This is a genomic window from Streptococcus mitis, assembly GCF_047460035.1.
Taxonomy (GTDB): domain Bacteria; phylum Bacillota; class Bacilli; order Lactobacillales; family Streptococcaceae; genus Streptococcus; species Streptococcus mitis_DW.
In genome coordinates this window covers 74218-98717 of sequence record NZ_JASHHB010000003.1, presented here as the reverse complement: position 1 = coordinate 98717, position 24500 = coordinate 74218, and the positions used below count along the sequence as shown (strand labels likewise).

Annotated in this window: 20 protein-coding genes; 3 read left to right on the top strand and 17 right to left on the bottom strand. The window is 40.3% G+C overall.

Translation table 11 applies throughout. The features are described from left to right. Positions 1–13 precede the first annotated feature (13 nt). Positions 14–757, bottom strand: a complete 744-nt coding sequence (locus tag QM956_RS03665) for a class A sortase (protein ID WP_261022121.1) — start codon at positions 755–757, stop codon at positions 14–16. Continuing rightward, positions 757–3225: a DNA gyrase subunit A gene (gyrA, locus tag QM956_RS03660; RefSeq protein WP_261022120.1), complete on the bottom strand. Its 2469-nt coding sequence runs from the start codon at positions 3223–3225 to the stop codon at positions 757–759. The genes QM956_RS03665 and gyrA overlap by 1 nt, the downstream gene beginning before the upstream one ends. Positions 3226–3419: 194 nt before the next feature. On the opposite strand from gyrA, the gene QM956_RS03655 reads away from it, so the two are divergent. Beyond that, positions 3420–4406, top strand: coding sequence for an L-lactate dehydrogenase (locus tag QM956_RS03655; protein WP_000204728.1), 987 nt, complete (start codon positions 3420–3422; stop codon positions 4404–4406). Between the two features lie 317 nt (positions 4407–4723). Here the strand turns inward: QM956_RS03655 and pyk are convergent, their stop codons facing one another. The 3 genes from pyk to QM956_RS03640 form a co-directional block, all read right to left on the bottom strand. Next, positions 4724–6229 carry a pyruvate kinase gene (gene pyk, locus QM956_RS03650; RefSeq protein WP_153209688.1) on the bottom strand — a complete coding sequence of 502 codons (1506 nt, stop codon included), beginning with the start codon at positions 6227–6229 and terminating at the stop codon, positions 4724–4726. A gap of 58 nt (positions 6230–6287) precedes the next feature. Beyond that, positions 6288–7295: a 6-phosphofructokinase gene (gene pfkA, locus QM956_RS03645; RefSeq protein ID WP_004254585.1), complete on the bottom strand. Its 1008-nt coding sequence runs from the start codon at positions 7293–7295 to the stop codon at positions 6288–6290. Between the two features lie 81 nt (positions 7296–7376). Continuing rightward, positions 7377–10478, bottom strand: coding sequence for a DNA polymerase III subunit alpha (locus QM956_RS03640; protein ID WP_261022118.1), 3102 nt, complete (start codon positions 10476–10478; stop codon positions 7377–7379). A gap of 288 nt (positions 10479–10766) precedes the next feature. On the opposite strand from QM956_RS03640, the gene QM956_RS03635 reads away from it, so the two are divergent. Both QM956_RS03635 and QM956_RS03630 read left to right on the top strand, forming a co-directional pair. Then, positions 10767–13049: a Xaa-Pro dipeptidyl-peptidase gene (locus QM956_RS03635; RefSeq protein WP_414302236.1), complete on the top strand. Its 2283-nt coding sequence runs from the start codon at positions 10767–10769 to the stop codon at positions 13047–13049. A 469-nt stretch (positions 13050–13518) separates the two neighbouring features. Then, entirely contained in the window at positions 13519–13989 is a 471-nt protein-coding gene (locus tag QM956_RS03630; RefSeq protein ID WP_414302235.1) for an arginine repressor, read from the top strand. Between the two features lie 43 nt (positions 13990–14032). Here QM956_RS03630 and QM956_RS03625 read toward each other — a convergent pair whose 3' ends face one another. The 12 genes from QM956_RS03625 to trpX form a co-directional block, all read right to left on the bottom strand. Next, the gene (locus QM956_RS03625) at positions 14033–14191 is read right to left on the bottom strand and encodes a hypothetical protein (protein WP_001808548.1); all 159 of its coding nucleotides are present in this window, start codon (positions 14189–14191) and stop codon (positions 14033–14035) included. 9 nt (positions 14192–14200) lie between these two features. After that, positions 14201–15511, bottom strand: a complete 1311-nt coding sequence (gene obgE / locus QM956_RS03620) for a GTPase ObgE (protein WP_000061647.1) — start codon at positions 15509–15511, stop codon at positions 14201–14203. A 64-nt stretch (positions 15512–15575) separates the two neighbouring features. Further along, positions 15576–15710: a DUF4044 domain-containing protein gene (locus tag QM956_RS03615; protein WP_000863852.1), complete on the bottom strand. Its 135-nt coding sequence runs from the start codon at positions 15708–15710 to the stop codon at positions 15576–15578. A 58-nt stretch (positions 15711–15768) separates the two neighbouring features. Next, positions 15769–15960, bottom strand: coding sequence for a PspC domain-containing protein (locus QM956_RS03610; RefSeq protein ID WP_161800596.1), 192 nt, complete (start codon positions 15958–15960; stop codon positions 15769–15771). A gap of 14 nt (positions 15961–15974) precedes the next feature. After that, positions 15975–17300: a glycosyltransferase family 4 protein gene (locus tag QM956_RS03605; protein WP_212573996.1), complete on the bottom strand. Its 1326-nt coding sequence runs from the start codon at positions 17298–17300 to the stop codon at positions 15975–15977. A gap of 15 nt (positions 17301–17315) precedes the next feature. Beyond that, positions 17316–18359 (bottom strand): alpha-galactosylglucosyldiacylglycerol synthase, encoded by a 1044-nt coding sequence (gene cpoA, locus QM956_RS03600; RefSeq protein WP_238095954.1) that lies wholly within the window; start codon positions 18357–18359, stop codon positions 17316–17318. A gap of 115 nt (positions 18360–18474) precedes the next feature. Further along, on the bottom strand, positions 18475–18804 hold the full coding sequence (locus QM956_RS03595) for a metal-sulfur cluster assembly factor (RefSeq protein ID WP_000331925.1): 330 nt from the start codon (positions 18802–18804) through the stop codon (positions 18475–18477). Positions 18805–18818: 14 nt separating this feature from the next. Continuing rightward, a complete protein-coding gene (gene rpoD / locus QM956_RS03590; protein WP_004259586.1) occupies positions 18819–19928 on the bottom strand; it encodes an RNA polymerase sigma factor RpoD in 1110 nt (369 codons plus the stop codon). 2 nt (positions 19929–19930) lie between these two features. Further along, entirely contained in the window at positions 19931–21691 is a 1761-nt protein-coding gene (gene dnaG / locus QM956_RS03585; protein WP_414302234.1) for a DNA primase, read from the bottom strand. An 89-nt stretch (positions 21692–21780) separates the two neighbouring features. Next, on the bottom strand, positions 21781–22539 hold the full coding sequence (locus QM956_RS03580; RefSeq protein WP_261060257.1) for an ABC transporter ATP-binding protein: 759 nt from the start codon (positions 22537–22539) through the stop codon (positions 21781–21783). Further along, positions 22536–23402, bottom strand: a complete 867-nt coding sequence (locus QM956_RS03575; protein WP_025169771.1) for an ABC transporter permease — start codon at positions 23400–23402, stop codon at positions 22536–22538. The genes QM956_RS03580 and QM956_RS03575 overlap by 4 nt, the downstream gene beginning before the upstream one ends. A 75-nt stretch (positions 23403–23477) precedes the next feature. Then, positions 23478–24473, bottom strand: coding sequence for a tryptophan ABC transporter substrate-binding protein (gene trpX, locus QM956_RS03570; protein WP_414302233.1), 996 nt, complete (start codon positions 24471–24473; stop codon positions 23478–23480). Between the last annotated feature and the right edge of the window lie 27 nt (positions 24474–24500).

The window sequence follows — 24500 nt, the reverse complement described above, 5'->3', positions numbered from 1 at the left end:
ACTGATTTTATCTTTAATAGCGCTGTTTATATGGTTGATTGAAAGCTGTTAGAATTTCTTCAGGTGTTTTTGAATAGTCTGTTGTATCTTTCAAGTCACCTTTTACGATAATACGTTCTGTCGCATCATAGTCCACACAGGTTACAAGTGTGATTTCATTAACACCATTACGGTCGTCAATCTCATCAACACGATCTGGAGTCACATGCTTCACTTCACGGATTTCATAGGTATAAACTTTATCCTTATCAGTTAGATAAATTTTCATCCCATTTTTAGCGCGTGATAATGGAGAAAAGAGCATTTGGCTGGCATTTTCTGCTGTAAAGATGTGATGGCTCGCAAGCGAATAGTTTCCTTTCCCCATCACTTGATCACGCTTCATTGTTCCCGCACCATAGAAGAGATTGACATTATCAAGTCCCTTAAAAATAGGCAGGTTAATTTCTACTTCAGGAACAGCAATTCCACCGATAACTGGTAACTTTTGCGAATCCCATTGTGAGGATAAGACAGCTTCTGACGAGATGGCTTTTACAGAGTCAAAATCAAAATTGCCTTCCGTATCTTGATTTTCTTCCAATTTTTCTTTTGATACTTGGCTGACTTGGTATTTATTGGTATTCCAAACCATGAACATATCACGAATTTTTGAATTGAAAATCAAAGCTATTGACAAGATGATTAAGAATCCTGCCAAGATATTGATTAGTAAATTTTTACGGTTTGTTTTCTTTTTGTTCTTTTTATGAGACATTATGCTTCACCTTCTGTTTCGTTTTCTGTCCCAACTTCTTCTTTTTCTGCAGCTGCAACCGTAGTAAAGGTTACAATTTTAGCATCTTGATCCAGGCGCATCACCTTAACTCCCATAGTTGAGCGACCTGTTTGAGAAATATTGGCAACGTTGGTTCGAATCATGACACCAGTATCAGTGATAATCATCAAATCTTCATCACCTTTAACGGTCATAAGACCAGCAAGGGAACCATTCTTTTCCGTAATTTTAGCGGTTTGCATCCCTTTACCACCACGGCCTTTAGTAGGATATTCGGTCGCAACTGTGCGTTTACCAAATCCTTTTTCTGTGATGATAAGAACCTCATCCTGGTCTGTTATCACACTAGCACCAACAACTGTGTCTCCGTCACGAAGGTTAACGCCTTTCACACCAGTAGCGATACGACTCATACCACGAACAGCTGATTGATTAAAGCGAACTGCATAACCAAACTTGGTACCAATGATAATATCCGTATCTTCTTCCGTCAACAAGACATTAATCAATTCATCTTCATCCTTGAGGTTCAAAGCCTTGAGCCCATTCTGACGAATGTTAGCGAATTCCTTAACGCTGGTTCTCTTCACAATACCATGACGGGTTGTGAAGAAGAGATAAGCATCATCACTACGTTCAGACTCAACATTGATGATGGTTTGAATACTTTCACCTTCATCCAATTTCAAAAGATTGACAATTGGCAATCCCTTAGCAGTACGGCCATATTCAGGAATTTCATAGCCTTTCAGGCGATAAACCCGTCCTTTATTTGTAAAGAAGAGTAGGTGATCATGGGTACTAGTTGACACTAACTCACGAACAAAATCGTCATCCTTAACACCTGTACCTTGAACACCACGCCCCCCACGTTTTTGAGCAGTAAACTCAGCTTGGTCCAGACGTTTGATGTATCCTTTATTAGAAAGGGTGATCAAGACATCAGCTTCTTCAATTAGATCCTCATCTTCAAGACTCAAGACTTCACCGACCATCAATTCCGTACGACGTTGATCACCAAACTTACGCTTGACTTCATCTAATTCATCCTTGATGATTTGAGAAACACGTTCGGGCTTAGCAAGAATATCTGCTAAATCTGCAATCAGAGCCAAGAGGTCATCATACTCAGACTGAATCTTATCGCGTTCCAAACCTGTCAAACGACGAAGACGCATATCAAGAATGGCTTGACTTTGACGTTCAGAAAGCTTAAACTTACTCATCAACTCAGCTTGTGCTTCCGCATCCGTTTCACTAGCGCGGATGATACGAATCACTTCATCAATATGGTCTAGCGCAATCAAGAGACCTTCTAAGATATGAGCACGCGCTTCTGCTTTTTCCTTATCAAAACGAGTACGACGAACAACCACTTCTTTTTGGTGTTCGATATAAGCATCCAAAATCTGACGAAGGGACAAAATCTTGGGTACACCATTTTGGATAGCAAGCATATTGAAACCAAAGTTGGTTTGCATCTGGGTCATCTTGAATAGGTTATTGAGAATAACATTTGCCGAGGCATCACGCTTGACTTCAATAACAAATCGAACCCCTTCGCGGTTTGACTCATCACGTACTGCTGTGATGCCCTCAATGCGTTTTTCCTGAACCAAACGAACAATATGCTCATGCACCTTTGTTTTATTGACCATATAAGGAAATTCTGTTACAACAATACGCTCACGGCCAGTCTTAGTTTCTTCAATTTCAGTACGTGAACGAAGGACAATAGAACCTTTACCTGTTTCATAAGCCTTATGAATACCTGATTTCCCCATAACAAGAGCACCAGTTGGAAAATCTGGCCCAGGCAAGACTTCCATCAAGTCCTTAGTGGTCACTTCAGGATTGTCCATAACTAACTTCACTGCATCAATGGTTTCACCCAGGTTATGAGGTGGAATATTGGTTGCCATCCCAACCGCAATACCAGTTGCTCCATTAACCAAAAGGTTAGGAAAGCGTGCTGGCAAGACCAAGGGTTCACGTTCATTGGCATCATAGTTATCAACGAAGTCAACAGTATTTTTATTGATATCACGAAGCATCTCTAGAGCAATCTTGCTCATACGTGCCTCAGTATAACGCTGGGCGGCAGCACCATCACCATCCATGGAACCAAAGTTCCCATGACCATCTACAAGCATGTAACGGTAACTCCACCATTGAGCCATACGGACCATGGCTTCATAGATAGAGGAATCCCCGTGTGGGTGATATTTACCCATGACATCCCCTGTAATACGAGCAGATTTTTTATGTGGTTTGTCTGGAGTAACTCCCAATTCATTCATTCCGTAGAGAATCCGACGGTGAACAGGTTTCAGGCCATCTCGAACATCAGGAAGGGCCCGCGCTACGATAACACTCATGGCGTAATCGATAAAACTCGTCTTCATTTCCTTTGTCAGATTGACATTCACTAAATTTCTATCCTGCATTAATAAATGCCTCATTTCACTATTAGTAATTAACTATATTATACCATAATGTCCGCCATATTTCAGATATCTAAAATCACTAAAACGTTTACATCAAGAACTGAAATGCATATCCGTGACAAAGCTTTTCAAAAGTGATAAAATTGAAATAACTGGGGAAATCCCTGAATAAAATTAAGGAGATGTTTAGAACAATGACTTCAACTAAACAACACAAAAAAGTTATCCTTGTCGGAGATGGTGCTGTAGGTTCATCTTACGCTTTTGCACTTGTTAACCAAGGAATTGCACAAGAGCTTGGAATTATCGAAATTCCACAATTGCATGAAAAAGCTGTTGGTGACGCGCTTGACCTTAGTCACGCCCTTGCCTTCACTTCACCTAAAAAAATCTATGCAGCTCAATACTCTGACTGTGCAGACGCTGACCTTGTTGTGATCACTGCAGGTGCGCCTCAAAAACCAGGTGAAACTCGTCTTGACCTTGTAGGTAAAAACCTTGCTATCAACAAATCAATCGTAACTCAAGTTGTTGAATCAGGTTTCAAAGGTATCTTCCTTGTTGCTGCTAACCCAGTTGACGTTTTGACTTACTCAACTTGGAAATTCTCTGGTTTCCCTAAAGAACGCGTTATCGGTTCAGGTACTTCACTTGACTCAGCTCGTTTCCGTCAAGCACTTGCTGAAAAATTGGATGTAGATGCTCGTTCAGTTCACGCTTACATCATGGGTGAACACGGTGACTCTGAGTTCGCTGTTTGGTCACACGCAAACATCGCTGGTGTAAACCTTGAAGAATTCCTTAAAGACACTCAAAATGTTCAAGAAGCTGAATTGATTGAATTGTTCGAAGGTGTTCGTGATGCAGCCTACACAATCATCAACAAAAAAGGTGCAACATACTACGGTATCGCAGTAGCCCTTGCTCGTATCACTAAAGCAATCCTTGACGACGAAAACGCAGTACTTCCACTTTCAGTATTCCAAGAAGGTCAATACGGAGTTAAGAATGTCTTTATCGGTCAACCAGCTGTTGTTGGTGCACATGGTATCGTTCGTCCAGTAAACATTCCATTGAACGACGCAGAAACTCAAAAAATGCAAGCATCTGCTAAAGAATTGCAAGCTATCATTGACGAAGCATGGAAAAATCCAGAATTCCAAGCAGCTTCTAAAAACTAATTTAGATAGAAATAACTCCTTGAGTCATCAGGGAGTTATTTTTTATCTCTATCTTAACTAAACATTTTATGAAGTTTACGTAAAAAACAACATAACTTTAAAAGCTATCATATCACAGTTTGAGCATAAATCCGAAAACTACCAATTAGATCTATAGTCACGTTACAAAAAGTCTGGAGCAAGCAGTATTTGACGCACTTGATACCGTCCCATTAAATCGAAAGTAAAAAGTTTTGCCCCTTTTTTGCCCCCTGGTACAAAAAAAGACCTATCATACAGGCTAGAAAGCTTGATATGATAGGCTTTTTAATGTTAGATTAACGTACTGTACGGATACGCATTGTATTTGTACGAACAGCTTCTCCAAGTGGTACACCAGCTACGATAACGATATCGTCACCAGATTTTACAAGACCTGCTTCAACTGCTTTACGTTCAGCAATTTCGAACATATCATCAGTTGATGATGGAGCATCTGTCAACATTGGGATAACACCCCAGTTCAACATCAATCCACGTTCTGTCAATTCGTCGAATGTCAATGCCAAGATGTCAGCATTTGGACGGTATTTAGAGATCAAACGTGCAGTGTGACCTGTCTTAGTAAGAGTTACAACCAATTTAATGTCCATTGAGTTAGTAGCATCTTTAACAGCTGAAGCCATTACTTCTGTCTTAGAGTTACGTTCGAATGAATCTGAGTTCAAACGTCCATATTCGTTAAGAAGAGTTTGAGCGTTCTTGTCGATTGTAGCCATTGTAGTTACTGACTCAAGTGGGTATTTACCATTTGCAGACTCACCTGAAAGCATTGTAGCGTCAGTTCCGTCTATAACAGCGTTAAATACGTCTGATACTTCTGAACGAGTTGCACGTGGTTTTTCAGTCATTGTTTCAAGCATGTTTGTTGCAGTGATAACAACTTTACCTGCAGCATTGACTTTAGTGATAATCATTTTTTGGTAAACTGGAACCATTTCGAATGGTACTTCGATACCCATGTCACCACGAGCGATCATGATACCATCAGCAGCTTCGATAATTTCATCCAAGTTATCGATACCTTGTTGGTTTTCGATTTTAGCGAACAATTGAACATGTCCATTTCCAGTTTCTTCACAGATTGCACGAACTTCGTTAACGTCTTTAGCAGTACGTACGAATGAAATCGCGATGAAGTTGATACCTTGTTCAAGACCGAAGCGGATATCATCGTTATCACGATCAGCAAGAGCTGGGAAAGGAATTTTAGTGTTAGGGATGTTAACACCTTTTTGTTTAGCAATTACGCCATCGTTTTCAACTTCAACTTCAAATTCACGAGTTGCATCATCTTTAGCAACCACACGAAGACCAAGTTTACCATCGTCAACCAAAACTTGACGACCAACTTCAACATCATCATAGATATCAAGAGCACCAGCAACGTTCAATGCAATCACATCACGAGTTGATTTGATTCCTTGTTTAGTTGCAACACGGATTTTCTCACCAGTTTTGTATGAATACTCTTTAGCTTCACCTTCGAACAATTCTGTACGGATTTCTGGTCCTTTTGTATCAAGAAGGAAACCAACTTTTTTACCTGCAAGTTTTTCTGCAAGTTTAACAGTTGCCATACGCTCACCTTGTTCTTGGTGGTCACCGTGTGAGAAGTTGAAACGGAATGTGTTAGCACCAGCTTCAATCAATTTAGCAATGTTTTTAGCTGAAGCTTCAACATCAAGTTTTTCACCCCAGTATCCGTCATCACCGAATTTTTTACCACCACGGATTTCTACCGCAGGTCCCAAAGTTGCAACGATTTTTACACGTTTATTCATGATTTTTGTGACTCCTTTATATATATGACCTTTTTGGTCTTATTAACTAAATTATAAATTATGACAAGCTCTTATTCAAGCTAGATAGCTCAAGGTCAGCCTTGTGTGGGTTGTTAACCACAATCTTACCACCTGCAGTAAGGCTAAACAATGCTCCTTCTTCTGCAGTTCCAAGAATTGGGTTTTCAACCATTTTCTCGTTACGGATACCAACCGCAACACCACCGATACCTTCTTTAAGAAGTTTAACAGCATGGGCACCCATACGTGACGCCAAAACACGGTCACGCGCAGTTGGAGAACCACCACGTTGAATATGTCCAAGTTCTGTCACACGAAGGTCGCTTGTATCCCCAGCTTCTTTTAGTTTTTGACCAAATTCAGCTGCTGACATAACACCTTCTGCCAAGACGATGATATTGTGTTTTTTACCACACTCATAACCGCATTTAATGCTTTCAACGATATCTTCAATCTTGAATCCTTCTTCAGGAATGATGATTTCATCAGCACCAGTTGCAATACCAGCCCAAAGAGCGATATCACCAGCGTTACGTCCCATAACTTCGATAACAAATGTACGACGGTGACTTGATGATGTATCACGAATCTTATCGATAGCGTCCATAGCAGTCGTAACTGCTGTGTCAAAACCGATTGTAAAGTCAGTACCAACGATATCGTTATCGATTGTACCTGGAAGACCGATAGCTGGGAAGCCATGCTCAGTCAAACGCATAGCACCGTGGTAAGATCCGTCACCACCAATAACAACTACACCTTCAATCCCGTGTTTTTTCAATTGCTCAATCCCTTTAAGTTGCCCTTCAAGTTGAGCGAACTCTGGGTAGCGAGCTGAGTGAAGGAAAGTACCACCACGAGAAATGATGTCCCCTACTGAAGCTGCATCTAGGGGATGAATTTCACCGGCAACCATACCAGCATATCCATCATAGATACCAAACACTTCCATTCCTTCTGAAATTGCTTGACGAACAACTGCACGGATGGCAGCGTTCATACCAGGGGCGTCTCCACCACTAGTCAAAACAGCAATACGTTTCATATTGGTTATGCTCCTTTTTCTTTTAACATTCTTACTGATTATACCACATTTACGTTGAAAATTCTTCTATTTTCCGTAATTTTAGCGATAAATCGTTTTCATAACCATTCCATTCAATTTCGCTTCTAATTCATCAGATTTAGCTACAAAATGATGGGGAGAAACAATTGTTCTCTGTTCCTCTTCATACCTGATAATGACTGGGATTGGGCCTTTATACTGGTCTAAAATACGTGACATTTCTTGATCCGAGTCATGATTTTTCACCTGAATCCAAAAGCGCTCAGCCACTGCTTCTCTTATTTCTTGTGCAATCATTTGCAGACGACCGTCACGTGACTGAATTTTTCCTTTTATATAGTAGAAGGCTCCTTCTCTTACTTCCTGACCAACCTGTCGATATAAATCTGAAAAGAGGGTAACATCCAATTTTTTCTTACTGTCATCCACCTGTAAGAAAGCCATATTTTCACCCTTTTTTGTACGAATTACTTTTATCTTCTGAACTTCAACCAAGATAATAGCATAGCTATTTTCTGACAAACTACTAATAGGAGTAATCGGATAAATAGCCTTACTTGCAATAGCTTGTAGAGGATGTTTGCTGACGCCTACTCCTAGGAGCTCTTGTTCCATGTAGAATTTTTCTTGCTCCGTCCAGTCCTCCGAATCTTGCCAACTATAGATGGTCTCTCCAAATAAGCTTCCTAATACTTTCACAAATTCAAATAGATTAGCTAAATTATTGAATACTTTTTGACGATTTTTTTCAAATGAATCGAAAAGACCAACTTTTACCAAAGGTTCCAGCAAGGGAAGTTTCAAATAATTCTCAGGTAGTTTAGCTAAAAAATCTTCAATATTAGAATAAGGTCTATGTTCAATAATCCAAAGCGCCAAATCCTTGCTGAGCCCCTTAATCGATTTCAAACCTAGATAGATAGACTTGTTGGCAATTTTATCGTGATAGGGAATAGTATTGATGGACAATGGGGCTACTTTAAAACCTACTTCCAAGGCATCTGTTACATAATCACTGTTGGCAGAATTCAGCATAATCTGATAAAAGATGGCTGGATAATGTGTTTTGAAATAAGCCAACTGGAAGGCCAAGGCTGAGTAGGCATAGGCGTGAGATCTATTAAATCCATAACCTGCAAACTTCTCCATGACATCAAAGACCTGCTCTGCTTTTTCCGCAGTATGACCAGCTTCTATGGAGCCTTGAATAAAGGAAGCCCTCATCTCATGCATGGCAGAGGCATCCTTTTTCCCCATAGCTCGACGCAAAATATCGGCCTTACCAAGACTAAATCCAGCAAATCGCTGAGCAACCTGCATAACCTGCTCCTGATAGAGCATAATGCCATAAGTTGGAGCCAAAATATCCTCCAGAGCTGAATCTAGAACAGTCACTTCTTCCTGCCCATGTTTTCTAGCTACAAAATTATTGATATAATCACTAGCACCTGGTCGATTTAGGGAAGTAGTTGCTACAACATCTTCAAAACAGACTGGTTGCACACGTTTGAGCAGGCGAATAGCACCAGGTTGCTCAAATTGAAAGATACCTTTTGTATTACCAGACGCAAACAAAGATAGGGTGTCTTTGTCTTCTAAATCGATTTCTTCAATTTTCAAGTGAATACCTTCTGATTCAGCAAGCAATTCTTGCATCTTCTGGACAAAGGTCAAATTTCGTAATCCCAAAAAGTCCATTTTCAATAGCCCGCTAGATTCAACTCCATGAGCATCATACTGGGTCAGTGGAATTTCGTCACCGTGCTTTAGTGGGATATAGTCTGTCAAATCTTGGTCACTGATTACAACACCAGCCGCATGGACAGAGGTTTGTCTTGGATAGCCCTCTATCTTGCAGGCAATTTCAAAGGCTTTTTGGTATTCTAACTTACTATTGATTTGCTGACGAAACTGGAGGTTACCCTCATAAGCCGACTTGAGATTATCACGAAAACTGATTTTCTTGGTAATTGCAGATAATTCATACTCTGGCACACCAAAGCGCTTCAAGACATCTCGAAGAGCTTGCTTAGCCCCAAAGGTTGAAAAAGTAACGATTTGAGCCGCATGTTTACTGCCATATTTATTACCAACATATCTGATAAAATCTGGACGATAAATATCTGGAATATCAATATCAATATCAGGCATGGTATAGCGTTCACGATTGAGGAAACGTTCAAAAATCAGATTTTTCTCTACTGGGTCAATCCCTGTAATGTCTAAAGCATAGGAAACCAAGCTACCAACTGCAGAACCTCGTCCCATTCCCATATAATAGCCATTCGAACGTCCAAAACGCAATAAATCCCAAACAACCAAGAAATAATCATCAAAGCCCATATCATGAATAACAGCCAATTCTTGGTCTAGACGGTCTTGATATTCTTTACCAGTTACCCCCTTCTGAGCAAGCCCCAATTCAGCACGTTCTCTCAATTCTTCCACTGCTGGTCTAGCTGGATTAAAACGAGGTAATTTTAAACTAGTATCCAAGTCATAATAAATACCTGAAATTAGCTTTTCTAAGTTTTCCAAGGCTTGCGGAAAACGCTCTTGGAATAGTTTCTCTAAAGAACTTGCTGATATAAAAACATCTTGTTTCGAACGCAAAAGGACTTCTCTGAGCGGTAGATTTTCTTTAATCGCTGTTAATACTTGAAGAACTTCTCTATCCTTACTTTCAAAGGCATTGACCCGACATAGTGGCAAAATTGGATGGTGAAATTCGCTGGACAGTGTTTCTGGGTAAACCCCTATATAGTAATCACAGCCTAGATTTAACAACTCAAGTTCTTCAAAATAAGGCACAATTACAGCAATATCTTCAAGATACTGAGACAGAACCGACCAAGTTTTCTCCCCCTGCATCTTAGCTGTTGAAAGTTTCATCAACTGCTGGTAGCCCACACTAGATAGAGCTAAAAAGCGCAGATTCACATCTTTATCATCTACAAGGACATTCATTTCAAGCCCTAACAAAGGATGAATTCCATATTTTTTTGTAACCTCTAGAAAGTCGAAAGCCCCATAAAGATTGTCAATATCCATCATAGCCAGATGAGTGTATCCATAGTCTTTTGCAACTCTCACATACTTGTCGATTGAAATGACACTCTCCATAAAACTATAGACTGTTTTTGTATCTAGTTGTGCGATCAATTTACACTTCTCCTCTATCGTTCTCACTATATTATACCATTTTCTTTAAATTTCTATTAGTATTACTGATGCTTTAATATCTAATAACTAAAATCATAGTTGACTAGACGATCCTTGCCCGATTTTCAACAGAATCGCTAATATTTTTGTATTTAAGCTTATCATTTTACATGTTTATTTCATAAGTACTTATTTTTATTTATTATAATTTCTGTTAATTTTTATAGTTTCTTTTCTCTCTATTTTTTGATATAATAACCTTAATATATTTCATAAATAGGAGGTTTTATGCGTTTTAATCAATTCAGCTATTTTGCGCTACCTAGAGATACAATTATCTTTGAATTAAAAAAGTATGGATTCGATTTACCGGTCAACATTACAAATAAAAAAACGCTTGAAGCGTTTCTTATTCGTTTCTTTTTTAATTACAAAGATAGCACCTATCCCCTATCCAGTTTAGCAGTTGATAAAGAAACTGACTTACTGACATTTTTTCAGTCAGACAAAGAACTGACTGCAGATATTTTCTATACTGTAGCCTTTCAACTCTTAGGTTTTTCCTACTTGATTGACTTTGAAGACAGTGATGTTTTTCGTAAAGAGACTGGTTTTCCCATTGTATATGGTGACTTGATTGAAAATTTCTATCAGTTACTCAATACTCGCACCAAAAAGGGAAATACTCTTATCGACCAACTTGTCAGTGACGGTCTTATTCCTGAGGATAATGACTATCACTACTTTAACGGCAAGAGTTTGGCTACTTTTTCTAGCCATGATGCCATTCGAGAAGTCGTTTACGTTGAGTCACGTGTCGATACTGACCAAAAAGGTCTTCCAGACTTAGTCAAGGTCAGCATTATTCGTCCTCGTTATGACGGCCAAATTCCTGCTATCATGACAGCTAGCCCCTACCATCAGGGAACCAATGACAAGGCTAGTGATAAGGCCCTCTACAAGATGGAGGGTGAACTTGAGGTCAAACCTGCTCACAAGATTGAGCTTGAAGAACCTCAACTCAATCTCGTCCAACCCCAAGGTCAAGCTGAGCTTGTGTCAGAAGCTGAGGAAAAGCTAACGCACATCAACGCTAGCTATACTCTCAACGACTACTTCCTTCCACGAGGTTTTGCTAATCTCTATGTCTCAGGTGTCGGTACCAAAGACTCTACTGGTTTCATGACTAATGGGGACTACCAGCAAATCGAGGCTTATAAAAATGTCATCGACTGGCTCAATGGCCGTTGCCGTGCCTTTACCGACCACACGTGCCAACGTCAAGTCAAGGCTGACTGGTCAAACGGAAAAGTAGCTACAACTGGACTTTCCTATCTAGGTACCATGTCCAATGGTCTTGCGACTACAGGTGTAGATGGTTTAGAGGTTATTATTGCCGAGGCTGGTATTTCTTCGTGGTACAACTACTACCGTGAAAACGGTCTAGTAACTAGCCCAGGTGGTTATCCAGGTGAGGACTTTGACTCCCTTGCTGAACTAACCTACTCTCGTAATCTCTTGGCTGGTGACTATATCCGTGGTAATGAGGCTCACCAAGCTGACTTAGAAAAAGTAAAAGAGCAGTTAGATCGCAAATCTGGTGACTACAATCAATTTTGGCATGATCGCAATTATCTGCTCAATGCCCATAAGGTAAAGGCAGAGGTTGTCTTTACTCATGGTTCACAGGATTGGAATGTCAAACCACTTCATGTTTACCAGATGTTTCACGCCCTTCCTGCTCATATAAACAAGCATCTCTTTTTCCATAATGGCGCCCATGTGTACATGAACAACTGGCAGTCCATTGACTTCCGTGAGTCCATGAACGCCTTATTGACAAAGAAATTACTGGGACAAGATACAGATTTCCAACTTCCTACTGTCATTTGGCAGGACAATACAGCCCCTCAGACTTGGCTATCACTTGATACCTTCGGTGGGCAAGAAAACTTTGAAACCTTCTCACTTGGTCAAGAAGAGAAAGTCATTCAAAACCAGTACCCAGATAAGGATTTTGAGCGCTATGGTAAGACCTACCAGACCTTCAATACAGAACTCTATCAAGGAAAAACCAATCAGATTACTATTGACCTTCCTGTAACCAAAGATCTTCACTTGAACGGTCGTGCCCAACTCAATCTTCGTATCAAATCCAGTATAAATAAGGGGCTCTTATCTGCCCAACTGCTAGAATTTGGACAGAAGAAATACCTGCAACCTTATCCAGCTGTTTTAAGTGCTAGAACCATTGACAACGGTCGCTACCATATGTTGGAAAATCTCAACGAATTGCCTTTTCGTGAAAATACACAACGAGTCGTGACAAAAGGCTACCTCAATTTACAAAATAGAAATGATTTACTGTTAGTAGAGGATATTAAGGCAGATGAATGGATGGATATCCAGTTTGAACTGCAACCGACTATTTACAAGTTAAAAGAAGGAGATACTCTTCGTTTAGTACTCTATACTACTGACTTTGAAATCACAATCCGTGATAACACCGCTTACCACCTGACTGTTGATCTTGAACAGTCTACTCTTATCCTACCTTGTCAAAAGGTATGATATCAGACTTTCAATATGGAAGATTTCCACTTAAACAGTTGAAACAAACATAAACTTGGTATCAAATGCAATCCCGATATAGGCTTATGATAAGTCTACACGGGAGCCTGGACAAAAGATACTAAAACCCTAACCAACATGTGAACTCATTAATAACACTCGCTACCACACCACATGTTGGAAAATCTTTGTGAATTGACATTAATCGTAAATTCACAACAAGTCGTGACAAAAGGCTACCCTAATTGAATGATTTACTGTTAGTAGAGGACACCAATGTAGATAAACGGATAAGATAGCCTATTCATCTACACTCAACTAGTGACAAGTTAAAAGAAGGAGATTTCCTCCGTATAGTTCTTTATACTACTGACTTTAAAATCATCATACGTGACAATACCGCTTACCACTCGACTGACGATTTCGATCAGTCCACGCTTTCTGTACCTAGTACAAGGAGTAACATTTTATGAATAAATCTGAACACCGACACCAACTCATACGCGCTCTTGTTGCAAAAAACAAGATTCATACACAGGCTGAGCTGCAAGCCCTTCTTGCTGATAACGATATTCAAGTTACCCAGGCAACTCTCTCACGCGACATCAAAAATATGAACCTGTCAAAAGTCCGCGAAGAGGATAACTCTTACTACGTGCTCAATACAGGTTCTATCTCAAAATGGGAAAAACGCCTAGAAATTTACATGGAAGATGCTCTTGTCTTGATGCGCCCAGTTCAACATCAAGTCCTACTAAAAACCCTTCCTGGACTTGCTCAATCCTTTGGTTCTATCATTGATGCTTTGAGCTTCCCTGACGCTATTGCTAGCCTCTGTGGCGATGATGTCTGTCTCGTCATCTGCGAAGATGCAGAAGCTGCTCAAAAATGCTTTGAAGAATTGAAAAAATTCGCTCCACCATTTTTCTTTGAAGAATAAGAAAATTCCGTGTCTGATGTGGCACGGAATTTTGTTATATTCTTTACTGAGATGGATTTTCTTTTTTAGTTCGTGCTAATCTCAGGGCACGATTTGGATTGAGACGATTAAATAGTTCTTCCAATTTCTTTTCATTCCAAACATCTGCGGCAGAAACGAAATTACCATCCGCATCTCGGAAAGATATCGGTTTATCTCCCATATCAGTCTCCTAGTCTACAAATTCAAACTCAAATTTACCAATGCGGACCAAATCCCCATCTTTAGCACCACGCGCACGAAGGGCTTCATCAACCCCCATACCACGAAGCTGGCGAGCAAATTTCATGACTGATTCGTCACGATCAAAGTTGGTCATATTAAAGAGTTTCATGAGTTTTTCACCAGAAAGTACCCATGTTGCATCGTCATCACGACTAATTTCAAAGGCTTTTTCTTCCTCATCAAATCCATAGTAGGCTTCTTCTTCCATATCTGACTCGTCGTAGAGCAAGAATTCTGGTGTCTTGTCTAGCAATTCAGCTGTAGCATCCAAAAGCGTAGCCAAACCTTGCTTGGTCAATCCAGAAATTGGGAAAATAGCTGGTAACTCTTCAAATTCATCGTAGTTTTCAGCCAATTTTTTCTTGAATTCTACAAGATTTTCCTGACTCTCAGGCATATCCATCTTATTGGCTACGATAATCTGTGGACGCTCCATCAAACGGAGATTGTATGACTCTAGCTCTTTATTGATAGCAAGATAATCCTCATATGGATCACGCCCTTCACTAGCTGACATATCAATGATGTGAAGGATGACACGTGTACGCTCGATGTGACGGAGGAACTGAGTTCCCAGACCGACTCCCTGACTAGCTCCTTCAATCAAACCTGGTAGATCAGCTACTGCAAAGGATTCACCTGATTGGGTACGAACCATTCCTAGATTTGGCACAATTGTCGTAAAGTGGTAGGCACCAATTTTAGGCTTAGCTGAGGTGATAACACTTAAAAGTGTTGATTTCCCAACAGAGGGGAAGCCTACTAAACCAACATCTGCCAAGATTTTTAATTCCAATTGTAACTCACGTTCCTGACCTGGTTCTCCATTTTCAGAGATTTCCGGTGCAGGATTTTTTGGTGTTGCAAAGCGGATATTTCCACGTCCACCACGACCACCGTGGGCAACGATAAATTCTTGACCGTGTTCAATCAAATCTGTCAAGACCTTGCCTGTCTCAGCATCACGCACAGTCGTACCTTGTGGTACTCGAACTCTAAGGTCCTCAGCACCACGACCATGCATCCCTTTGGTCATTCCTTTCTCACCAGAATCAGCCTTGAAATGGCGATTATAGCGGAAATCCATGAGAGTACGTAGACCTTCGTCTACAACGAAGACTACATTACCTCCACGACCACCGTCACCACCCCAAGGACCGCCATTAGGGACATATTTTTCACGGCGAAAGGCAACCATACCATCGCCACCATTACCAGCCTTGACCTTGATCTTGGCTGTATCTAAAAACATACTCATTTTTTTCTTCTCACTTTAAAAAAGGGCTGGGAAATCCCAGTCACAAAATTTTCTTGAATCTATTTTATAGATTACTGAGGGCACCAATTGCAGTTGCAAAAATACCCAAAATACTTGCTACTAACATGATAAGTACGATAAGCAAGGTTAATTTCTCAAACATAGTTTTTTTACGTTTTCCATTATCTCCAAATGCCATTTTTATCTCCTTCGTTACATTCTATTTTCTATTATCTTAGCATGAATTCAGCTAGTTTTCAATAGTCACTTGCTACCGGCGCAATAATCCATAAAATGATATAAGCTACAATTCCTGCCCCATAACAAAATGCAAGAACACCCCATATTACACGAACAATAGTAGGATCCATATCAAAATAATTTGCGACCCCAGCACATACTCCAGCAATTTTTTGATCACTACCACTTCTCATCAATTGTTTTTTCATAGCTATTCCTCTTTCTATTCTTCATGGTCTCTCCAATAATCTCTGATGCTGATTAACTGTGTTTTTGAAGCCCTCAGCATTCGTCTAGAGCCTTTTACAGGCACAGCAACCACCTGTTGCGGTAAATACAAAACTGTCTTAAAGATACGCTGGCTGACCGTATCATCTTTTGCTAAATCTTTCTGGAAATTATTTGAAATAATAGCATCCAGATAAAATTCATGCACCCGTTTTCCAAAGTTCTCAGCTGAAATCTCGTATAATTTAGCTGATAAGGTATGCTCATTCATGTCTGGCGTTGCAATCAGGGCTTCTAAAATAGCCCCAGCCAAATCATGTTCACCGTAGTATAATGTTCCAAACATCTTATCATTGATCAGATTGTCCAGATAAGGATTTCCGTGAGCAATAACTGGCGTTCCACTGGCCAAGCTTTCCAAGTATGTCAAACCCTGCGTCTCACTCGTCGATGCTGAGATGAAGAAATCCGCTGCCTTATAGTAAAGAGCCGTCTCACTAGGAGCAATCATCCCTGTAAAGACAACAGAGTCTTGAATCTCTAGTTTCTGGGCTTGCTCTTTAAGGTCATTCAGATAAGGGCCATCCCCGGCAACTACCAGTTTAACCTTGTCTTCCTCTTTCAGAACTTCTGCAAAAGCTGCTAATACTGCTTGAATATTTTTTTCATAAGAAATTCTGGAAAGACTCAGCAACATCTGTTCGTCCTCTTGAATCCCTAATTTACTACGCAGTTCTTTTAGATTTTCTTGCTTGATTTCTGGACGCTCAAACTTGGCTAATTCAATCCCAGTTGGAATGACCCTTTTTTCAACCTTGACCTTATAGTCAGATAGCAAGTCTCGGACAATCTCACTCGGGCAAATAACCCCATCCACATCATGCAGGAAACCTCTTACTAAGTACTTGACCATACTAGGACGAATCAACATCCCCTTAGCAATATAATGCACGTAGTCTTCGTATTGGGTGTGATAGGTATGGATGACTGGAATCTTCAATTCACGCGCAATCCAAATTCCCAACAAGCCAAGAGAAAATTCTGTCTGAGTATGGATAATATCCAGTTGATATTGTTTAGCAATTTCAAGCGCCTTGCTGAATCCTCGATAGGCAAAGCGGCGATCCTTAAAAGCAAAGAAAGGAACACTTGGAATACGGATGATTTGCCAATCTTCGTAGCGATTGACATCCTTATCTGTCGTCGTAAAGATAAAAACAGCATGCCCCTGCTTTTCAAGTTCTGTTTTCAAGGTTCGAATACTGGTCGCAACACCAGAAACCTGAGGAAAATAGGTATCTGTAAATAAACCAATTCGCATAGATTACCTCACTTTTTACTTTCTCCCTAAAGCGGCTTGTTTCTCATAAAAATCCAACCAGATTTGTAAGAGATGCTCTTCAGAATACTCTCTAGAAATATTCTTAGCTTTTTCTTTCAAATCTTTTAAAGCATCAGGATTCGCTTGATATTCCAGAATAGCTTCTTTCATCTCTTCTCTATCTGCTGTCGCCCGATAATTGCCCTCCAAAATTACCTTATAAAGATCTAAATCACGCAACATAATCGGAGCTTCACAACTGGCAGCTTCTAGGATAGTCATAGGAAAGAGTTCATTGTAACTAGGAAGCAAGAAAAGATCCGCTAGGGCATACAATTCGCGCATCCGCTCTGGCGATACAATACCTGGAAAAATCAAATTTTTAGGGGGATTTTCCATGATTTTCTTGTAGCGTTCATAACCATCTGTCATACCACCAAAAGAGAAACCACCTGCCCAGATAAAGGTAATTTGCGGCAATTCCTCAGCCAGACGGATAAAATCGTCAATCCCTTTGCGTTTCTGAACTTGACCAGCACCTACTACGATAAACTGATTGTCACTAAGACCTAGCTCTGTACGCAGTCTCGCTACCTCTTCTTGTGGAAGGGGATGCCATTTTTCCTTGTTTACAAAGTTAGGAATATAAGTCACTTTTTCACGTGGAATACCAGCTGCCACCAAATCCTCGATAAACATAGGATTGACCACCACCAAGTGCTCCATCCGGTTGTAAAAAGAAAATACATAGCGTTTCACAATTCCCTTTAAGAAAAACGGAATTTTCAAACTCCCCTCGAGTGTATCAGGTAAGAAATGCACATAGCCAATTTTCCTTCCTGATCGTTTCTTCTGGAATGTTGATAAATAATAGGGGAGATCAATTGTATGAAAGTGAGTCACATCTGCCTCTATTGGAAGATTTTCTGTAACAATCAATTGGTCCTTGGCATCACGGTGAAGAAGACGAACTAATTCACGGTAAGCACCTGAAACTCCTTGTCCTGCTACTTTCTCACTTGAACTCAACATATTGATGCGTAATTTCTTTTTTTCCATAACTACTATTATATCATTTTCTTTGAATAAAATCAGCAAAAGAAAGGAGAGACTAGAGGAAAAGAGGGGGAAATTTCCTCGCTTTTCCAATAATCTCTCACATGTTTTTATTTGTTTACTTAATGCCTAGGGCAATACGTGCATAGCGACTCATTTTTTCAACAGTCCAGGCTGGATACCAAACTAATTTGACCTCAGTATCCGTTACTTCTGGAACCTCTGTCATAGCATCATAAATCTGGTCTGTCAAAAGGTCTGCTAGAGGACAACCCATGGTTGTCAAAGTCATATCAATCTCTGTTTGTCCTGTGTCACCGTCAAAACGAATTTCATAGATCAAACCAAGATTGACAATATCGATTCCCAACTCAGGGTCAATAACTTCTTCCAAGGCTGATAAAATTCGTGTTTTGATGTTTTCAATTTGCTCTTCTGTATAAGCCATATTCATCCTCACTCTTAGTCTTCAATAAAATCACGAAGCGGTTTGCTGCGACTTGGTTGGCGTAGTTTTCTCAAAGCTTTAGCTTCAATCTGACGGATACGCTCGCGAGTCACGTTAAAGACTTTACCCACATCTTCAAGGGTACGCATTTTACCATCATCTAGCCCAAAACGCAGACGCAAAACATTTTCTTCACGGTCTGTAAGAGTATCCAAGACCTCATCCAACTGCTCACGCAAAACGATACGAGTTGTATAGTCCACTGGATTTTCAATCACTTCATCTTCGATAAAGTCCCCAAGGTGGCTATCATCCTCTTCACCGATTGGAGTTTCAAGGGATACCGGTTCTTGGGCAATCTTCAAGATTTCACGAACCTTGTCAGGGGTCATATCCATACGTTCAGCGATTTGTTCTGGTGTTGGATCTTGTCCCAATTCTTGAAGGAGATTACGTTGTTCACGAACCAATTTATTAATGGTTTCAACCATGTGAACTGGGATACGGATGGTACGAGCTTGATCAGCGATGGCACGAGTGATAGCCTGACGAATCCACCAAGTTGCGTAAGTTGAGAACTTAAATCCTTTAGAATAGTCAAACTTATCAACTGCCTTCATCAAGCCCATATTCCCTTCTTGAATCAAGTCAAGAAACTGCATACCGCGTCCAACATAGCGTTTGGCAATAGAAACAACCAAACGAAGGTTGGCTTCCGCAAGACGTTGTTTGGCTTCGATATCACCAGCTTCAACAGCCAGTGCTAATTCTTTTTCCTCTTCATTGGTCAAAAGAGGAACGACCCCGATTTCTTTCAAGTACATACGAACAGGGTCATTGACCTTAGCCGAAGTTGAACCAATCAAGTCCTCGTCACTGAGTTCTGGCTCTTCTTCTGCACTAAGAACACGCGCACTCGGATTTCCTTCGTTATCTGTGATAGAAATCCCTGCATCCTGAATTCGTTGCAAGAGATCTTCAATCCCATCAGCATCTAAGGTAAAAGGAATCACCAGACTAGCATTGATTTCATCATCAGTTGCTGTCCCTTTTTGTTTATGATTACGGATAAATTCTGCTACTTGTACGTCAAATGTTGTTACTTCTTTTTGTTTTGTTGCCATTATTACTCCATTCTTCTCTTTTGGGAAATTAAACGTTCCAATTCTTCTAGGGCTGTGTCGGTATCTCCTACATGGCTAGCTTCCTGCACCTTCTTTTTGATTCTCATATTGTCCTGATTCAAGAGAGCCTTATTTCGAGTCATTTCTACTTCACTTAGTTCCTGCGGAGACATCTCAGCAGGTAAATCCTGAGCTAAGACTTGGTACCAAGCCCTTTCAACTTCCTCTGTCTGTTCTGCTAGAACTTCTGGAGGAAGATTTCCATACTGACCAAGCAAGTCATATAAAACCTGAAATTCAGTAGTGTCAAATGCAAAATCTTCTCGCAAACGGTAATCGTTCAAAACAAGAGGAGATTCCATCATTCGATAAAGTAGATGGGCTTCTGCCCTCATAATAGCCGATAACTGCTTGGTGACAGGCATGGTGATTGGCGTCGGTCTGGAAATTCCTTCCAGACGATTCTGCCTTTGTTCCTGACGACTCTCATTCACAATCTGCTCAATCTGGGCATAATCAAAAGACGCCAGACTATCAGCTAAAATATGAATATAACTGTTTTGAGCAGTGATAGACTTTTCTTGAACAATCAAGGGAGCTATTTTTTCAATAAACTCAATCTGAGCCTGTAGATTTTCACTATTGTCAGGCTTGTACTGGTGAATGTAAAACTCAATCGGACTAATACGAGTTTTCGTTAATAGATAGGCCAAGTCTTCTGGACCATTTTTTTGTAGGTACTCATCTGGATCCAAGTTATCAGGCATGCTAACGATCTGCACAGGCATATCGCCGATTTCATCCAATGCTTTCAATGTCGCAGCTTGCCCAGCCTTATCGCCATCGTAAACCAGAACCAACTTCTTGGTTAACCTTTTCAGATGCTCAACATGCTCACGACTCAAGGCCGTACCCATAGACGCCACAGCATTTTCGATTCCAGCCCGATAGGCTGCAATGACATCCATGAACCCTTCCATGAGGTAAATCTCACTGGCTTTACCAGAAGATTTTTTTGCCCTATCCATATGATATAATTCGTAACTTTTGTTAAAAATTGCAGTCGATCGGCTATTTTTATACTTAGAAGTTTGTGAATCCGTTTTCTGCCAGATACGACCTGAGAAGGCAATGACCTTTCCCTGATCATTGGTCAGGGGAAACATAATGCGATTGTGAAAGGTGTCTACAAATTGATTGGCATCCGAGAGATAAAACAGTCCTGAATCTAGGAAATCCTCTTCACGATACTGATCAGACAAACGTTGATAGAGATAGTTTCGTTCTGGAGGTGCTAAACCAATCCGAAAATGCTTGAGCACTTCATCTGTCAAACCACGCTGATAGAGGTAATTTCTGGCCTCTTCCCCCATGGTCGTTGTCATGAGAATAGCATGATAAAATTTGGCAGCATCTTCGTGCATATCATAAAGAGCTTGGTGAGGCGAGGCTGGCTTCTGCTCACTATAAAGCGGTTTTTCCACCTCTATCCCAACACGCTGACCTAAAATTTGGACAGCCTCCATAAAGGGAACCCCTTGGTACTCCTCGATGAACTTAAAGACATCTCCAGAGCGACCACAACCAAAACAGTGATAAAACTGCTTGTCCTCAACAACGTTGAAAGAAGGTGTTTTTTCACCATGAAAAGGACAGAGCCCTAGATAGTTCCGTCCTGCCTTTTGTAAAGAAATCACATCTCCTATGACTTCCACAATGTTGGCATTGTTTTTGATTTCTTCAATGACTTGTTTGTCAACCATACACAATACCTCCATGTTATCATAGTTTACTTTATATAGTATACTTTATTTCAGAAAAAAAGTAAACCATTTCACTCATTTTCCCTACTTTATTCAAAGAGTTGATAATAATCAGAGATTTTCATTTTTGCTTTTTCTTCTTGGTTCAAATCTTGGATAATTCTTCCTTCTTTCATGACAATCAAACGATTGCCATATTTGAGAGCATCTTCCATATGGTGGGTAATCATAAGTGCTGTCAACTGATCTTTCTTCACAAATTCATCCGTCAATTCCATCAAGGCCACACTGGTCTTTGGATCAAGGGCTGCAGTATGCTCGTCTAACAAGAGTAATTCAGGACGCTTCAAGGTTGCCATCAAGAGACTCAAAGCCTGTCTTTGTCCACCAGATAAGAACTCAATAGGTGTATTCAAATGTTTCTCAAGACCGTTTCCTACTTTTTCAATAGTCGTCTGAAACTCATCCTTATAGCTAGCCAGACGTCTTGGAAAGAGTCCACGTTTTTCACCACGAAACTTGGCAATCAAAAGATTTTCAGCCACTGTCATACGAGGAGCTGTTCCCATCTTGGGATCTTGGAAGACTCGAGACAGATACTTAGCCCGCTTCTCTGGTGAAAACTTGGTAACATCTTCACCTAAAATACGGATGGTTCCACTGGTTAAGGATAAGGTTCCTGCAATAGTGTTAAAGAGAGTTGATTTACCAGCTCCATTTCCACCTAAAATCGTGATGAAATCCTGTTCAAAAATTTCTAAGGAAACATCATTTAAAATAATCTTTTCTTCATCAAAGCCATTTTTAACGACTTTGGTTGCATTTTTTAATTCTACAATTGCTGTCATTTGCTTAATTTGGCTCCTTTCAAGATTGTTTGCTTAAATGTTGGAATCATGAGGCAGACTGCTAAAATCACGGCACTGTACAAACGAAGGTAACTTGTATTAAAGCCAAGAGCGATAACTGCCCACACTAAGAATTGATAAGCGATAGAACCTACAACGATGGTAACCAGACGTTCTGCCAAGCTCAAACTCTTGAAGATAACTTCTCCAATAATCAAACTTGCAAGCCCCACAACGATCACCCCGATTCCTCGAGATACATCGGCATACCCTTCTTGCTGGGCAATAAGAGCCCCTGCAAGGGCAATCACACCATTTGATAAGACCAAGCCCATGAGCTCCATGCGTCCAGTATGAATCCCGAAACTTCTAGCCATATCAGGATTGTCACCTGTAGCAATATAGGCTTGTCCGAGTTTGGTATCCAAGAAAAAGAGCATGAGAGCAATAACAAGACTGACAAAGATGAGACCTGTCAAGAGTTGGTTCAAATCTGAATCAAAAGGCAAAACATCCTGGATTTGCTTGGTTCCAAGCAATCCTAAATTTGCACGTCCCATAATCAAGAGCATGATAGAGTGACAGGAAGTCATCACCAAAATCCCTGAGAGCAAGGTTGGGATCTTCCCTTTTGTATAAAGAAGGCCTGCTGCCATTCCAGCCAAACAACCTGCTGCAACAGCAACAAGTGTTGCTAAAAAGGGATTTACACCTTTGGTTATCAAAGTGACAGCAACAGCTCCCCCAAGAGGGAAGGAACCTTCTGTCGTCATATCTGGAAAGTTTAAAATCCTAAATGTCATAAAGATTCCCAGACCTAGAATAGCCCAGACAAATCCTTGAGAAATAATAGATAATATCATTTGTTTCTTAACCTTTTCTATATGATTTCTATTGTAAAAAATTGGAGGAGATGTCCCCAACTCCTCCATTCTAGATTATTCAATTACTTGTCCTGCTTCTTTTAGAACAGATTCAGGAATAGTAATACCTAGTTCTTGTGCCAATTTTTTGTTGATTACTGACTTACCAGTTGAAAAGACATTGACTGGTGTATCAGCTGGTTTTGCACCCTTCAAAACTTGCGCAATCATTTTACCAGTTGCCACACCAAGATCATGTTGGTCAACTACAACTGATGCCAAACCACCTGCTTCTACCATGGCAGTTGCACTTGGGTAGATTGGTTTTTTAGATGATTGGTTGCTTGATACAACAGTAGAGAAGGCTGAAGCAATAGTGTTATCAATTGGAACCCAGATAGCATCGACCTTGCTAGTCATGACGTTAACTGTTGAAGCAATTTCGTTTGTTGAAGGAACCGCAAATGTTTCCACTGTCAAACCTGCTTTTTCAGCATAAGCTTTAAATTCTTCTACCTGTGTTTTTGAATTGTCTTCACTACTTGAGTAAAGAGCACCGATTGTTTTCACATTTGGTGTCAAAGCCTTGATGAGCTCAACTTGTTGTTGAGCTGGGTTGTGGTCAGATACCCCTGTAATGTTGCCACCTGGTTTTTTCAAATCTTTAACCAAGTTGGCACCGATTGGGTCTGTAATAGCAGCCATGATAACAGGTAGATCTTTTGTGGCACTAGCCAAACCTTGAGCAGCTGGTGTTGCAATACCAACAACCAAGTCATTGCCATTTGCAACCAATTGTTTACTCATTGTTGCAACCTTACTTTGGTCACCTTCTGAGTTCATAAAGTCAATTTTCAACTGATCATCTTTATAGCCTTCTTCTGCCAGTCCATCTTGAATCCCTTTATAAATCAAGTCAAGAGATGGATGGCTCACAAACTGAAGGACACCAACTTTGGCAACTTTCTTTTCGTTCTTAGCTTCTGGTTTATTCATTGAAGAGTAAATCAAGCTTCCTGCTACTAAGACTGCTAATGCAGCGATAATTCCAATTAAACGTTTATTTTTCATTCTATTTCTCCTTTTTAATTCCTTTAA